The 14825-nt window shown below is 72.4% G+C and carries 9 protein-coding genes; 3 read left to right on the top strand and 6 right to left on the bottom strand.

Translation table 11 applies throughout. The features are described 5' to 3' along the window. Positions 1-390: 390 nt before the first annotated feature. Positions 391-795, top strand: coding sequence for a hypothetical protein (locus tag ACZ5OX_RS12290; protein ID WP_465629829.1), 405 nt, complete (start codon positions 391-393; stop codon positions 793-795). Between the two features lie 215 nt (positions 796-1010). On the opposite strand, the gene ACZ5OX_RS12285 is transcribed toward ACZ5OX_RS12290, so the two are convergent. Both ACZ5OX_RS12285 and ACZ5OX_RS12280 read right to left on the bottom strand, forming a co-directional pair. Then, the gene (locus tag ACZ5OX_RS12285; RefSeq protein ID WP_402409004.1) at positions 1011-1376 is read right to left on the bottom strand and encodes a hypothetical protein; all 366 of its coding nucleotides are present in this window, start codon (positions 1374-1376) and stop codon (positions 1011-1013) included. Positions 1377-1971: 595 nt separating this feature from the next. Continuing rightward, complete coding sequence (locus tag ACZ5OX_RS12280) at positions 1972-2973, bottom strand: alcohol dehydrogenase catalytic domain-containing protein (RefSeq protein ID WP_465630130.1); 1002 nt, start codon at positions 2971-2973, stop codon at positions 1972-1974. Positions 2974-3585: 612 nt separating this feature from the next. On the opposite strand from ACZ5OX_RS12280, the gene ACZ5OX_RS12275 reads away from it, so the two are divergent. Next, positions 3586-4110, top strand: a complete 525-nt coding sequence (locus tag ACZ5OX_RS12275; protein WP_465629828.1) for a DUF6879 family protein — start codon at positions 3586-3588, stop codon at positions 4108-4110. 220 nt (positions 4111-4330) lie between these two features. Here the strand turns inward: ACZ5OX_RS12275 and ACZ5OX_RS12270 are convergent, their stop codons facing one another. The 4 genes from ACZ5OX_RS12270 to ACZ5OX_RS12255 form a co-directional block, all read right to left on the bottom strand. Then, entirely contained in the window at positions 4331-5029 is a 699-nt protein-coding gene (locus ACZ5OX_RS12270; protein WP_465629827.1) for a DUF7158 domain-containing protein, read from the bottom strand. Further along, entirely contained in the window at positions 5026-9249 is a 4224-nt protein-coding gene (locus ACZ5OX_RS12265; protein ID WP_465629826.1) for a glycoside hydrolase family 38 N-terminal domain-containing protein, read from the bottom strand. Before ACZ5OX_RS12265 ends, ACZ5OX_RS12270 begins: the two co-directional genes overlap by 4 nt. A 25-nt stretch (positions 9250-9274) precedes the next feature. Then, a complete protein-coding gene (locus ACZ5OX_RS12260) occupies positions 9275-11719 on the bottom strand; it encodes an endo-beta-N-acetylglucosaminidase (RefSeq protein WP_465629825.1) in 2445 nt (814 codons plus the stop codon). Between the two features lie 304 nt (positions 11720-12023). Next, positions 12024-13133, bottom strand: a complete 1110-nt coding sequence (locus tag ACZ5OX_RS12255; protein WP_449787696.1) for a LacI family DNA-binding transcriptional regulator — start codon at positions 13131-13133, stop codon at positions 12024-12026. Positions 13134-13345: 212 nt separating this feature from the next. Between ACZ5OX_RS12255 and ACZ5OX_RS12250 the strand changes: the two genes are divergently transcribed. After that, positions 13346-14635, top strand: coding sequence for an ABC transporter substrate-binding protein (locus tag ACZ5OX_RS12250; protein WP_465629824.1), 1290 nt, complete (start codon positions 13346-13348; stop codon positions 14633-14635). The last annotated feature ends 190 nt before the right edge of the window (positions 14636-14825 follow it).

The raw sequence follows: 14825 nt of genomic DNA, 5'->3' as shown, positions 1-14825 counted from the left end.
AAGGGAGGGGAACAAAAAAAACCCCCACAACACCCCCCCCCCCCCCCCCCCTTCCTCCCCCTTCCCCCCCCCCCCTCCCCCCCCCCCCCCCCCCCCCGCAACGCTGAATCAGCGCCCCTGGCGGGTGCCCGACAACGCGACATCCGCCATGGCCGCTGCGGTTGTGGGCGCCAGGGGCGTCCAGGACATCACGAAGGCGCAGGAATCGATCCGGCACCTGCCGGACACCTGAGTACAGGACATCCGGTTCAGGACCCGAACCTCCACGGTAGGATCGCCACGGCTTCCACCGTTCACACGTCTGCTTCGTCAGTGAAACTGACAACACCTCGACCCCCAAATGAATCCGGATTTCACGTGTCTTCCGGAAGAGCAATCAGGAGTTGCGCAGTGAGCACCCGGCACTACATCTTCATTCAACCGGCAGAGCCTGAGGCGGACATTGTCGCCGATCTGTCCACCGCATGTGGAAGCGACTTCCTGCCGGTCGGGAACGAGCAGATGGACTACACGGCGAAGATCGACGAACTCACGCGAGCCGAACTGGACCTGTCACACGAGTTCGAGGAGGACAAGGGCATTCCTTTCGAGCGGTTCCAGGCAGTGCTGCAGGTCCGGGACCTGGAGCGGAACCTGGAGCGGCAGGCGACCGCCGCACGCAGGATCGTCCGCGCCCTCGCGGACACCAAGCGGTACTGGGCGGTCCTGGTGTACGAACTGCAGGACTACCTGGAGTCAGCGGCACCTGGCGACAAGGGATCACATCTCTGGCCGCCGGCAGTGGAACACCCGTAGGAGCCACCGCAGGCGAGGGGACGACCGGTGGAGGCCCAGGCCGTGGCGGGCGCCGGGACCCGGGTAGTCGGCGGAGACGGCGCGTCGTGTTCGGAGCATCACTCCGAACACGACCACCGGCCTGGCCTCCGTCCCCGTTGGGACGGAGGCCTTTCCCGTTCCACGGGTCCACCTTCGCGGGTACTTCAGAGCGGCAGCCCGCCCGCGGCCAGGGGTCAGCAGCCGATGTAGCGCATGCTGACGCTGGTGAAGTGGGCGCCCGAGGGGGCGTGGAGGGTGATGGCGCGGGACTTGCCCTTGCCGCCGGCCCAGTCGCTGTCGACGTAGCCGCCGCTGGAGAGGGCGCCGCGCACATAGGGACAGCGGCCGTCCGCCTTGGTGTCGTGGACCGTGCCGACGACCTTGGTGTTGTAGTTGCACCACTTGCCGTTCGCGTAGCCCTCGCCGGAGCTGATGCTCCAGTTCTGGGTGCAGGAGTCGGCGGGCGGCGCGGCGTGGGCGGCGGTGGCCGGGAGGAGCAGGGAGGCGAGGGTCAGAGCGGCGACGGCGGCTCCGTGGACGGCGAGACGGCGCTTGGACATGGCGGTACCTCCACACGGGGTGCACGGTGGACATCCGGGCCGGGGCGGCGGGGTGGCGCGGCGCACCACGCGGCGTACTGCGAGCGCGCTGCGCGTCGGACGGCCCTGGGCGGCGGCCCGGCCTCGGCGGTTCATCGAGCGTGACGTATTCGAACGACCGTCGTCAACAAGCGAGTTCGGCATGGAGGGTGGTATGCCACCCCTGGGGTACCGGGGCGGCCCGGGTGACCCAAGGGGTACGTCCCGCACCATGGGGGTGGGCCGGACGATCGCCCGGGTGCGCGAGCTTCGGTCCCGAGTTCGGCCCGGAGTTCGGCCCGGAGTTCGGTGCGGAGGCCGGTGCGGAGGCCGACGGTTGCCTCACGGCCGGTCGGCCTTCTGCGCCCGGTGGGCGGCGACGCGGACGCGGGTGGCGCAGCGCGGGGGCCACGGCCCTGGTGACGGCGGAGTTCCTGCGTGCCTGGGCCGGGCGACCGGGATTCCGGTTGGTCAAGTAATCAGAATCCCGGCCCCGGCCCTCCCGGGCTCTCCCGGCCTCTCCCAGGGCTCAACCAGAGCCCTCCCCGGCCGAACCAGCCTCACCCGGGCCCAACGCTCAGCGGCCGGTGGTGAGGACCATGCGGAAGCGGGCCCGTCCGCTGGTCATCTTGTCCACCGCGGCGGCGGCCTCCTCCAGCGGCACTTCCTCGATCCACGCCCGCACGCCGCTGAGGGCCGCGAAGCGCAGCGTGTCCTCGGTGTCGACGGCGGTGCCCGAGGAGTGGCCGTAGACCTTGCGGTCGCCGGTGATCAGTTGCAGCGGGCTGACCGAGATGCCGTCGGTCGAGACGCCCACGACGATGAGCTCGCCGCGCCGGCCGAGCCCGTCGACGGCGGCGGACACGGCGTCGGCGTTGGTGACGGTGGACAGGACCACCTTCGCACCGCCGAGGGCCCGCAGCGCCAGGGCGACGTCACCGACGGTGCTGTCGATGTAGTGCTCGGCGCCGAGCTGGTGGGCCAGCGGCTCCTTCTCCGCGCCGCGGGCGATGGCCACGGTGCGGAAGCCCATCGCTCGGGCGAACTGGACACCCAGATGGCCCAGTCCGCCCAGGCCCAGCACGGCGACGGTGTCGCCGGCCCGGGCGCCGGAGCGGCGCAGTGCGTTGAAGACGGTGACCCCCGCGCAGGCCAGCGGGGCGGCCTCGGCGGCGCTCAGCTCGTCGGGGATCGCGGCCAGCGCCATGGCCGGGGCGATGACGCTGTCGGCGTAGCCGCCGGGGTAGGCCGCGCCGGGGACCTGCAGCTCGGGGCAGTGGATGCCGTCGCCCGAGCGACAGGCCTCACAGTGTCCGCAGCTGCCGCCGTACCAGCCGACGGCCACCCGGTCGCCGACCTTCCAGCCCTCCACCCCTTCGCCGAGCGCGTCGATGCGGCCGGCGATCTCGTGGCCGGGGGTGACCGGGAAGGTCGTGCCGGGCAGGGCGCCACCGGCGATCAGGAGGTCGGAGTGGCAGACGCCGCAGGCCTCGACGGCGATCCGCACCGCCCCTGGCCCCGGCTCGCGGACCGGCACCTCGGACAGCTCGGGCACCGCGCCCGGGGCGGCGACCCGCACGGCGCGCTGCGGGCCGTCGGAACCGGAGGAGGAGGGCGAGGAGGAGGGCGGCGAGGAAGGGGACGAGGAGTGCGAGGAGGCAGCCATGCTGGAGACCCTTCTGTACGGGGGCGAGGCGGGGCGCCACGCGCACCCGCCGGTCCCACCAGCTTCGTACGTCCACCACCGTTTGTCCGCGCACCGCCGGTCGGGACCGTGGACGCGTCGAGCCCGCCGCTCGCTCCTCGGCGGCGCGGGCCGCCCCCACCCGTCAGCCGACGTCCGGGGCGCTGCTGACGTGGAGAAGAGCGCGGCGCGCAGGTCGTGCACCGCCTGCTCCATGTCCACCAGGGCGTGCAGGGACAGCACGACGTCGTCGGGGACGCCCATCAACCAGGCCGCCCTGAGGACCTGGGCCCGCTCCTCCTCCACGAAGACGCCGTCCGCGCCGGCCATCTCGATGGCGTGGTACACGAGGCGGGGGCCTGCCAGGTCTCCACAGACGGCTTCGCCCGCCGTGCCGCTCCCCCGGCACGGCGGGCGCTTTCGAGTGAAGCCACCCCACCGGCATCCCGAAGGCGAGAATGGGGTCCGATCCGCCGGCGATGACCCCGATCCCGAGGAAGGCCCGTGATGGCACAGAGCACCCCGGACTTCGCCGAACTGCTGCGGGGCGCCACCCGGTCCGCCGTACACCTGGAGATGCGCGACAGCTACGCGGTCGGCGACGAGGTCGAATCCTTCGACCGCTTCAAACGGACCGGCGAGGTGGACAACAACCCCGAGGCGTCGTTCTGGCCCACGTGGGTACCCCTGGTGGAGGACGCGATCTCCCGGGGCGTCGTCATGCGCCGCGCCCGGATCGTCTCGGAGCCCGTGACCGACTACATCAGGTACGAACACGCCGTCACCCCCGTCAACCTCGCGGCCGGCGAACAGGTCCGATGGCTTCCCCGGAGCCGGGCGTCGACCATCGCCCTCCCGGGCAACGACTTCTGGCTGATCGACCAGCGGCTGGTGCTCTTCCACTGGTTCACGGGCGACGGCGACTGGGCCGGCCACGCCTTCACCGAGGACGAGGCCGCGGTGGCGCTCTACTCCGCGGCGTTCGAGGCCGTGTGGGCGGCGGGCATCCCCCACGAGCAGTTCACCGTCTGACTCTGCGAGCACGCGAGTACCGGACGGCGCCGCTTTCCGCTCCTCTGGCCGCACCAGGTCGAGCCGGGCGGAGGATCCTGGCCGCCCTGCCCGGGCGGAGCCACGGCACTGGAACCACACCTCGGCCAGAGGCGCATCCCGGGCGCGAACGATGCTCACCACCGACTGCCCGCCGCGCTCGAGGCGCGCGCGGCGGGCGCGGCGGGCGCCGGTGGATTGCTCAGTGGCGGTGGTGGTTGTCGGGCTGAGCGGGGTCGCCTGGATGTTCCAACCCATCGACCAGGGTGAGGCGGTGGGCACGCTCTTGGTCGAGCCAGCGGACGAATGCTGCTCGGCGGGCGGCGTCGCGCAGGGCGGGGGCGGGGTCGTCGTCCTCCGGGGGCGTGCTGGCGGCGAGGAGGGCGGCCGTCCAGGGGCCGGCGGTGACCCACTCGCCCGGTGGCGCTGCCCGGAGGGCTTCGGTGAGGGCCAGCGGAAGGGTGCCGGGTTCGGCCTCCAGCTCGCCGTCGGGGAGGGCGAGGTGCCAGCGCTCGGCCGCTGGGCCGATGGTCATGCTGCGGTAGTGGGTGATGTCGGTGGGTGAGGGCTCGACGTCGGCGGTCACCGCCTCGTAGACGGCGCGGACGGCTGCATTGCCCTCGTAGGCGGCCGCTGTGATGGAGCCGAGTTCGACGGCGGCTTGGTGGTCGAGGTGGTCAGGGCCCTCGGAAACCACGGGCAGGTTGCGTTCGGCGGCCACCGCCTCGCAGAGGGCCTCGGTCAGGAGCACCTGGGCGACCCAGCGGGTGAGTTGGCGATCCTCCGAACTGCCGGGCTGTGGCAGGGCGCTGGCTCGTGGGCCGCTTCGGAGGGCGGCGAGGCGGTGATCGAGGTCCGCGCGGGAAATGGGCCGTCGGTCGAGGAGGCCGAGCATGGTCATGCTTCCACCACCAGGGCGACGGTCGGGGAGTACTGGCAGCGGCCGAACCACATGACCTTGGCGAGCGCCCAGTACGAGCCGGGGTCGGTGGATTCGGTGACGGTGACATCGAACTCGACGGTCGTGGTCGAGCCGGCTGCGACGGTGAAGCCGCGGACGGGCTCGGCGATGGCGTGCCAAGTGCCCCACGGGGAGACGAGTTGCAGCTCGCCCCGGATCTCGCCGCGGCTGCGGTTGGCGAGGGTCAGAGCGAGGACGGCCCGGCCTCCGGGGACGACCCGCAGGGTTTCGTGCGACACCGCGACGTCCAGGCCGGTGGCGCGGCCGGTGGTGGCCTTGGTGCCCTGGGCGATCGTCCAGTCCTCGGGGGTTTCGCCGGGGGCAGGGAGAAGATCGGGCAGGTCGCCGACGGCGATGGTCACGACGTCCTCGATCTGCTGGCCGTCGTGCTCGATCCGGACGGCCGCGAAGTACAGCCCCGGTTCGGCCCCGGCGGGCGGGGTGAGGGTGACCGGGAAGCGCAGGTGCCCTCCGGGTTCGAGCCGGTACGGGCGGCTGCCGAGGCTGGTCGTCCAGCCTTCGGGGGGCAGCACCGCGGCCGTGCCCTCGACCGCCGCGTCCCGCAGCTGGGAGGAGAGGGCGACCGACAGCGTCACCGGCTCCCCCGCCGTCCGCAGCAGTCCGGGCGAGGCTCCGACGGACACCGGTAGGTAGCCGAGCGGTGCCGGGCCCCGGTTGTGGAGCCAGTACCGGGCGTGTACGGGTTGGGCGGCCTCCGCCACCGGGCCGAGGTCCGCTTCACCCGCCGGAGCGGTGACGGCCGGGGTCGCGAGCAGGGTGGCGATTTGCGATCCGGCGAGGTCGAGGGCGGGGCCACCGCTGGGCAGCGGCCGTTCCAGCAGGTCGGCGGCCCGGACGTCGCCCAGCCCGAGGGCGCCGCCGAGTCGCGCCGACCGTCCGAGGCCGGTCGACTCGACCAGGCGGACGGTGAGGTCTGGACCGACCTCGGCCGCCGAACCCTGCGCGATCGGGTTGCCGGCCGGCTTGAGCGCCCCCAGCAGCACCTCCCGCTGCGGCTCGACCCGCAGCCAGGACAGGGTGGCCGGCAGCGGCCCCTCCTGCGCCGGGACGATCCGGGCGTACAGCGGGTGGTTGAACTCCTGGCCCTGGGCGGGCAGCGCCTGGTCCCGCCAGTCGCCGCCTCCTCCCACCAGTGCATAGCTGAACTCATGTGTCCAGTGCTGGAGTTGGAAGGAGGCGCCGTCGGGCAGGGTGCGCCGGGGCGGGTCGATCCAGACGCCGGAGGGCCAGCCGGTGCAGGAGCGCATCAGCGACAGGTGCAGCGCTCCGGTGGTGTCGACCGCGAAGCCGGGCAGGCCGAAGCTCAGCAACGCCACGGTGTGGTCAGCGAGTTGCTCCGAGACGGGAACCCTCGACGGGCAGACGGCGGTGATCCGGGCGTCGGCCAGGTCCTCCGCCAGCGCCGCGGCGTCGGAGACGACGAGTGCCGGCAGCGCCCGCAGGTCGCGCAGGTCGGCGTCCGGGCGCCAGACCTCGGTGAGCGGCCTGAGGGCCGGCACCCACACCGCGCCGTGCGCCTTCAGGGCGGCGGCGCACTCCTCTCCCGCCAGCGAAAGCAACTCCCGTGCCACCGGGTTGACTTCAGGCGGGCCGACCACGATCCGGAAGTCCGGCAGGTTGGAGTCCACGTCCAGCCAACCGTAGCGCGCCCAGTCCGCCGCCGAGGTGGTGGCGGTGACCCCGACCCGGGCGAGCGCGACCACCAGCGGACGGGCGTCGGCCGCGTCGTCCAGGGTGGGGACGACGACCTCCGCCACCCCGAGGGCGCGCGAGCCGGCCGCCGCGCCCGTCGCGTCGATCAGGTCGACGCGCGCGGTGGCGCCGAGCCCGAACCAGGTGTTGGCCGGGTTGTCCAGCGTCCAGGGCGCCTCCGCCGAGTCCACGTCCGGCATCGCGAAGCCGCGCCCGACGACGGCGCCGGCGACCTCGCTGACGGGCAGCCCGCCGGGGACGTCCACCGGGAAGCGCAGTCGCAGCAGCCGGTCGGCGCCGGAGTGGTCGACCACCCGGGTGCGGCAGTCGACCCGGTCGAGGCCGCGCCAGAGCGTGACGGTCTGCTCGTACCGCACGGAGTCGACCGTGCCCTCGATCACCAGACGCTCGCCGAGCGGCCCGGTCTCCCGGCGCACCGACGCCTGTGCTTCCCCGGAGCCGATCACCGGTCCGCTGGGCACCAGGTGCCAGGGGCCCTCGCCGAAGTCGGGGTGCTGCGGGTACTCCTCGTACACCCGCAGCTCGTTGCCGATCCGGCCGTCCTGGATCAACTCCCGCTGGTGCAGGAGGTCATGGACCGACGTGAGGCCGCCGCCGCGCGCCGGGTCGGCGGTGGCGCGGTACCGGTCGTTCCCGATGGTCACGCCTGCGGCGGCCGTCCACGGCTGCTCCGCGACGCCCTCCACCAGCCGCCAGGTGCGCCAGCCGAGTGCGGGCACGTCGGTGGCCAGGAAGCGCAGCGTCCCCCGGTCGACGGCGCTGGGCACCGGCTCGCCCCGGTCGTCCAGCACCCGCACCGACCGTACGCCGTCGGGCAGTTCGACCGTCACGAGGTCGGTCCGGTCGAAGGAGAGCGTGTTGGTCACCACCACGGCGGAGCCGACGCCCATCTCGGAACCGTCGCCCCCGGCGGAACCGACGCCCACCGTGGAGATCCGCGCCGTGAGCGCGTCCAGCGCCGCTTCCCGGACGCCGGACGCCAGGTCGTACGCCTCCCGCCAGCCGCCGAGCAGGTCCAGGTACACCTGGTCGGACTCGGAGCCGGTGATCGCGTCGTGGTGTGCCCCGTAGGCGAGTTGGCGCCAGACCTTGTCCAGCGCGGCGGCCGGGTAGCGGCCGAGGCCGTGGACGGACGCGAGCGCGGCGAGCTTCTCCGCGTCCACGGCCGCGACCTCGCCGGCGCGTTGGGCCTGCTTGGTGTCGATGTACGAGACGTCCTTGCCGGTGTACACCGGGTTCATGTCGCGGGTCTGCGGGCTGGGTCGCCCTCCGGTGGCGGCGAGTTCGGCGCGGACGGCGTCGAGGAAGTCGCGCGGGATGGCGCAGACGAAGCGCGGCCAGAGGTACTTGGCGGCCCAGGAGCGGTGGATCTCGGTGACCCACTTGTTCGGCGGGGTGTAGTCCGTCCCGACCGGCAGCAGCAGGTTCTTCGTTGCCCCGACCGGCTTGAGCTTGCGGTACAGCTCGTAGACGGCCTGTTCGGCGGTGGCCAGGTCGGGCGAGGAGTCCATCCACCAGCCGGCCGAGTAGTGGTGCGGCATGTAGTGGGTGAGCACGCCCTCGCCGCCGGGGGCCATCCACTCGAACTCGCTGGGGAACTGCATCACCCGGGCGTCGTCCTTGGCCGCGCGGAAGTTCTTCTGGATCGGGCCCCACTGGTGGAACGGGCCGCGCGCCCAGGCGCTGCCGGTGAGGCCGGCCGCGGCGAGGTGGCCGGGGAACTGCGGGTCGTGGCCGAACACGTCGAGCTGCCAGGCGGTTCGCGGGTCGCCGCCGAGGATGTCGCGCTGGTAGCCGATGCCGAGGACGATGTTGCGGATGGTGGTCTCGGCGCCGGTGAGGTTGGTGTTCGGCTCGTTGTAGGTGCCGCCGACGAGTTCGACCTGACCGCGTTCCAGCAGCTGCCGCAGTGTCTCGCGGCGTTCCGGGTGTTGGTCGAAGTACGGCTTCAGGTAGTCGACTTCGGCGAGGACGAACTTGTACACCGGGTCCCGCAGGGCGAGGTCCAGGTGGGCGTCGACGAGGGCGAAGCCGTTGCGTTCCCACAGCGGCCGGGTGGTGGCGTCGGCGGAGAGCAGTTCCCAGGGGGAGGTGTAGGCGGCCTGGGTGTTCCACCAGACCGGGTCGTAGTGGAAGTGCGAGACCAGGAACATGGTCCAGCCGGGCTCGGAGACGTCCACCACGGCCTCGACGGACGAACCCTCGACGCTGACGGTGACGGCGAGCCGGTCGCCGGGCGAGGCCCCGCTGATCTCCAGCGGGACGTCGACCAGTCCCGTGCCGGTCGCCTCGCCGCGGACGCCCTGGCCGCTGACGGCGATCCGGGCGGCCGGGCCCTCCAGCCTCACCCGCAGCACTTGGCGCGGGGCGTCCTCGGGGCCGACGAACAGGTCGGTGCTCTCGACGGCGGTGATGGTGACCGGCACGGGGTGCCTCCTCCTCGGAACGGGGCTACGCGCCCCAGGCCTCGAACTCGTAGATGCGGGCGGCCGGGTCGGTGGTCTGGGTGGGCGTGGTGACCACCAGCCGGACGTAGCGGGCGGTGGTGTTCACCGGGTGGCTCGTCGTGCCGGCCGTGTTTCCGGTGACGTCGGCGACGGTCGTCCAGGGGTCGCTCGTGCCCGACCGGACCTGGATGGTGAAGTCACGGGTGTTGTACGAGGCGCTCTCGCCGCCCGCCGCCGCGTGCCTGACCACGAACGTCGACAGCTTCCTCGCCGAACCGAGGTCCACCTCCAGCCACTTGGCGGAGGTCAGGGTGCACCACTTGTCGCCGGTCCCGCCGCCGACGCTGCCGTTGACGGCCTTGGCCGGGCCCTCGTTGGCGTTGCACTGGCCGGAGGCGGTGGCCGGGCGGTTCAGCGCCAGATTGGTGGCGGTCGGCGGGGTGCCGTTCCAGCTCACCGTGGTGGAGGTGGCGGCCGAGCGGCCGTAGGTGGTGGAGACCGCCTCGACGTCCAGCGTGGTGGCGTTCTCGCCGCCGGCCCGGTCCAGCCGGCCGACGAAGTACGCGTCGTTGGGTGTGGCGCCGAGGAAGGTGCGGCTGCCGTCCGCGTTGCGCCGGTAGACCTCGTAGTGGTGCACGTTGCCGCCGGGCGCCGCCGTCCAGGACAGCCGCAGGGACTGGCCGGCGCCGGGCGTCACGTCGCTCGCGCCGAGGACGGTGAGGCCGGACGGTGCCGCCGGTTTCTCCACCGAGCCGTCGTAGAGCGCGATTTGGCCGACCTTGAGGTCGTACGCCGGGTCGCTGCCCTCGACCCGCAGGGCGATCTGGGCGACGGTGCGGCCCGCGTACAGCGAGAGGTCGAGGGTGTGCCGCTCCCAGCCGGTACCGGAGTCGGCGCCGACGTCGATCGTGGTGAAGGTGCCGGGCGCGTCGGTGAAGGAGAGAGCGGCCTTGAGCTTGGTGGGGCCGGCGGCCGGCGTCTTGACCACCAGGTCGAGCCTGGTGTCCGCGGCGACCGGCAGCCTGGTCTGGTACAGCCGCACGGTGTTGGCGGCGTCGAGCTTTCCGCTCAACCGCAGTGCGGATCCGCCCTGGTAGGCGTCGGTGAAGTCGACGGACGGGGTGAGTCCGGCGCCGCTCGACTCGACCACCCAGCGGTAGGTGGGCGGGACGTCCTGGAGCGAGAGGTTGTTCCAGCCGCCGGTGGCGACCCGGGTGCCGGCCGCGTTGTAGAAGTCGCCCTGCCCGGTGTCGAAGGTGGTGACGAAGGGCTTGGCGGTGATCGGCGAGGACTCGGCGACGTAGCCGGCCAGGCCGGGCCAGCTCGACGAGAGGTCGATCCTGGACGGGTCGTTGGCGGCGCCGACCCAGTACCGGGCGTCCTTGGCGTAGAAGTCGGCGCGGTCGGTGGCGGACTTCCAGGTCCACTCCGGGCGGTAGAGGCCGAGCGAGGTGGTGTGCGGCTGCCCGGACGGGAAGAGGGAGGCCCAGTTCACCCCGGTGTTGTAGCCGTTGGCCTCGGTGTCGATGCCGGAGTAGAGCTCGTACTCGCTGCGGCCGAGCTGGCGGGCCAGCGCCCGGGAGGAGTTCAGGCCGCTCGACGACCAGCCGAAGTTCAGGAACATCGAGTCCGAGGTGCGCTTCGAACCATCCTGGAGGAAGGGCGAGTTGGCCGAGGTGAGGGCGTTCTGCCAGTTGACCGACCCGGAGGTGGTCATCGCGTCGTACCACATGAACTCGGTGCCGCTCTGGGCCTTGGTGTACTGCATCAGGTTGCGCACCTCGCCCGCCAGGGCCGAATCCCCGCCGCCCGTCTCCTGGTTGATGAACCAGCCGTCGAAGCCGTAGTACTGCGCGGCCTGGACGAGCTTGTCGGCGACGGGGTACCGGCTGCCGGACTTCTGGACGAAGTCGCGCACCCACTGGAGTTGGCCGCCGTACGCGCCGGGCGGGAAGAAGACCGTGCCGTACACCTTGACGCCGTTGCGGTGGGCGGCGTCGATCACGGTCGGGTTGGGGGCGAGGATCAGGCCCTCGCCGGCCGAGCCTCCCCAGAACACCAGCTTGTCGACGTACTGCCAGTAGCCGAAGGCGTAGTAGTTCGGGTCGGCGGAGCCCTGGGAGGGGTTGTCGGAGGTGGGGCCGAAGGAGACCAGCGAGGCGATCCGGCCCTCGCCGGTGCGGGCGTTGGGGTTGGCGCGCAGCGCCGGGTCGCTGGTGCGCGGCTGGAGCGGGACGCGGGAGCGGTTGAAGCGGGCGTCCGGGTCGGTGGCCGGGTCCCAGTTCAGGATGCTGTTGGGGTACCAGTACGAGGCGAAGGGCTGGGTGCCCGACGTGGCGGTGGCGGCGGGCGCCGCGGCCGGTGTCGGGCCGGCCCAGGCCGCGGGGGTCGCGGTGAGCGTGGCCGCCGCGAGGGCGGCGCCGAGCAGCAGGGGGAGGCGTCGTGACATGCGGGGGCTCCGATCGAGCGGAGGAGGGTGGGCGGGCCCGCCGTCGCGGACGGGGCCCGGCTGCATGCGGGCGTGCCGGTGCTGGATCGAGTGGGGTCGGAGTGGGGGCCGAGCGGGGACCGGTTGGGAACGGGGTCGGGACCGAGTCGGAGTCGCACCGCTGCCTGGCTCCCCGGGCGCGGAAGCGGAAGGGAGCGGACGCGGAGCGAGACAGGCAGCGGGAGCCGGACGGAGCGCGGTGGGCGCGCGGGTGGAGCGCGCCCGGGTGGAGCGCGCCGAGCGGCGCCCGCTCGGCGCTGCGAGGCTAAACCGGTTCAGAACCGCTGTCAACGATGTGCGCAGCGACCACGCCCACGGGGGAAGCCGCAGGGGAAGCCACCGGGAATCCGGCCGGCGCGCCCCCCGGCGGCGAGGTGGACTCCCGTACGGTCAGCCGGGGCGTGGGCATCTGCAGGTCCCGCCCCGGACCGGCCTCGTCCAGCTCCGCCAGCAGGCTGCGTGCGACCTGCTCGCCGAGCGCGAAGGTGTCCCGGCTGAGCGCGGTCAGCGGAGGGTGGACGATCCGGGCGAGCACCGAGTCGTCGAAGGAGACGATGGACAGCTCGCCGGGCACCGCGACGCCCATCTCCCCCGCCACGCCGAGTCCGGCGACGGCCATCACGTCGCTGTCGTAGACGATCGCGGTGGGCCGCCTGGCCCGGGACAGCAGGGTCCGGGTGGCGGCCGCGCCCTCGGCGTCGCTGAAGTCGGTGGGCACCGACACCGCCTCCTCCAGTCCGAGCCGGCGCGAGGCGTCGCGCAGCGCGCGGATCCGCCGCTGGGTGTGCTGGAAGTGCGGCAGCCCGGCGAGGTGGGCGATCCGGCGGTGCCCGATGGCGGCCAGGTAGTCGACGATCGAGAGCATCGCCTCCCGGTCGTCGGCCCAGATCCGCAGCTGGTTCCCGCCCTTGCCGGGCCCGCCCAGCACCACGGCGGGCAGCCCGAGTTCGTCCAGCACCGGCAGCCGCGGGTCCTTGACCTGGAGGTCGACCACGATGAAACCGTCCACCCGGTGCTCGGACGCCCAGCGCCGGTAGACCTCCGTCTCGGCGGCGGTGTCCTCGACCACCATCAGGTGCAGTGCGACCGAGCCGGCCGAGAGCACCGCCTGGAGCCCGGACAGCAGTTGGCTGAAGAACGGCTCGACACCGATGGTGCGGGCCGGCCGGGCGATCACCAGGCCGACGGCGTCGGCCCTGGCTCCGCCGAGGGCCCGCGCGGCGCTGTGCGGCCGCCAGTTCATCTCCTCGGCGACCCGCAGGATCCGGGCCCTGGTCGCCTCGCTGACGCCCGGGCGGCCGTTGAGCGCGAAGGACACCGCGCCCTTGGAGACACCGGCCTGGCGGGCGATGTCGGCGATCGTCGGTCTGCCCACAGAACCCGACTCCTCTCTTGACAGCCAAGTTTAGGCGGGAGCATAGTCCCAGGCATCGCTAGACCGGTTTAGTTAGTCAGGTTGCGGAATCCCCCTCCCGAGCCGGCACCCCGTGTTCCGGCACCTCCGAGATCCGGCACGTCCCGCAAGATCCGGCACCACCCCCCGAGCTCAGCACGATCCCCCACCCACCCCAGGACCGGGAGACCCTCATGCGAAGAATCTGGGCGGCACTGACCACGACCGCGCTCGCCACCGCCGCCCTCACCGGCTGCGGACTCGGCTCCGGCGACACCAAGGACGGCGACACGGTGGCGAGCGCGGCCGCCACCGGCGAGGTCAAGGGCAAGGTCTCGCTCCAGACCTGGGCGCTCAAGCCGAAGTTCACCGACTACATGCAGGGCGTGATCGACGGCTTCAAGAAGAAGTACCCCGGCGTCGAGGTCGAGTGGCTCGACCAGCCGGGCGAGGGCTACTCCGACAAGGTGCTCAGCCAGGCCGCCGCCGGCACCCTGCCCGACGTGGTCAACCTCCCGCCGGACTTCGCCTTCCCACTGGCGAAGAAGGACGTCCTGCTGGACGTCGCCAAGGCCGATCCGAAGCTCGCCGAGGAGTACGTCCCCGGCGGCGTGGACGCCTATCGGTTCAACGGCCACCAGGGCACCTTCGGCTACCCCTGGTACCTCAACACCGATGTGAACTACTGGAGTTCGGAACTCCTGACGAAGTACGGCCTGGACCCGCAGAAGCCCCCGGCCAACCTGGACGAGCTGATCGCCCAGGCCCGGACGATGAAGGAGAAGTCCGGCGGCCAGACCTATCTGATGAGCCGCAAGCCGGGCATCGGCGACCTGTACAACATCGGCGTGGAGATCATGTCCGACGACGGCAGGAGCTTCACCTTCAACACCCCGGAGGCCGCCGCGCTGCTCGACAAGTACCGCGACGCCTTCAAGGAGGGCCTGCTGCCGAACGGGGTGCTCACCGACACCTACGCCGGCAACTCCAAGCTCTTCAGTTCCGGCACCGCGGCCTGGACCACCGGCGGCGGCAACTTCATCACCAGCCTCGCCACCGACAACCCGACCCTCGCCCCGAAGGTCGTCCCCTCCCCCGCGATGGCCACCCCGCCGCTGTACGTCCAGGGTCTGTCCATCCCGAAGAACACCAGGAACCCGGCCGCCGCGGTGGCCCTCGCCCGCTGGGTCACCAGCCCCGAGAACCAGGCCGCCTTCGCCCACCTGACCAGCGTCTTCCCGTCCACCAAGGCCTCGGCGAACGACCCGTTCTTCAGTAGGAGCGACGGCACCAACGCGGGCGACGCCAAGGTGATCGCCTTCACCTCGCTCGCCAAGGCCCAGCTGATCCAGCCGGTCGAGGTGGACGACGCGATGGGCACCGTCATCAAGCAGCAGTTCGCCCTGGCCATCAGCGGCGACACCAGCTCCAAGCAGGCGCTGGACACCGCCGTCGAGCAGTGCAACAAGCTGCTCAAGGGCTGATCCCACCGGACAGCCACCCCGGCACTGACGGGCACCACCGAAACCTCACCGAGCCCCACCCCCTACCGGGCCGCGCCCCACCCCGAACCAGGCGCGCCCCACCCCCCGAACCGGCGACAAGCGGCGGGCCTCCCCCACACCCGCCGCTCCCCACCCCAAAACTCCCCGGCGGGCACCCGCACCACCCCCA

The sequence above is a fragment of the Kitasatospora sp. NPDC032121 genome (assembly GCF_055580145.1).
The sequence above is the reverse complement of the archived record's forward strand: the minus strand, read 5'-3'. Positions and strand labels throughout refer to the sequence as shown.

Coding starts and splice junctions, on each gene's coding strand:
- ACZ5OX_RS12250 (WP_465629824.1), top strand. CDS start 13,346: ATGCGAAGAATCTGGGCGGCACTGACCACGACCGCGCTCGCCACCGCC.
- ACZ5OX_RS12285 (WP_402409004.1), bottom strand. CDS start 1,376: ATGTCCAAGCGCCGTCTCGCCGTCCACGGAGCCGCCGTCGCCGCTCTG.
- ACZ5OX_RS12275 (WP_465629828.1), top strand. CDS start 3,586: ATGGCACAGAGCACCCCGGACTTCGCCGAACTGCTGCGGGGCGCCACC.
- ACZ5OX_RS12270 (WP_465629827.1), bottom strand. CDS start 5,029: ATGACCATGCTCGGCCTCCTCGACCGACGGCCCATTTCCCGCGCGGAC.
- ACZ5OX_RS12260 (WP_465629825.1), bottom strand. CDS start 11,719: ATGTCACGACGCCTCCCCCTGCTGCTCGGCGCCGCCCTCGCGGCGGCC.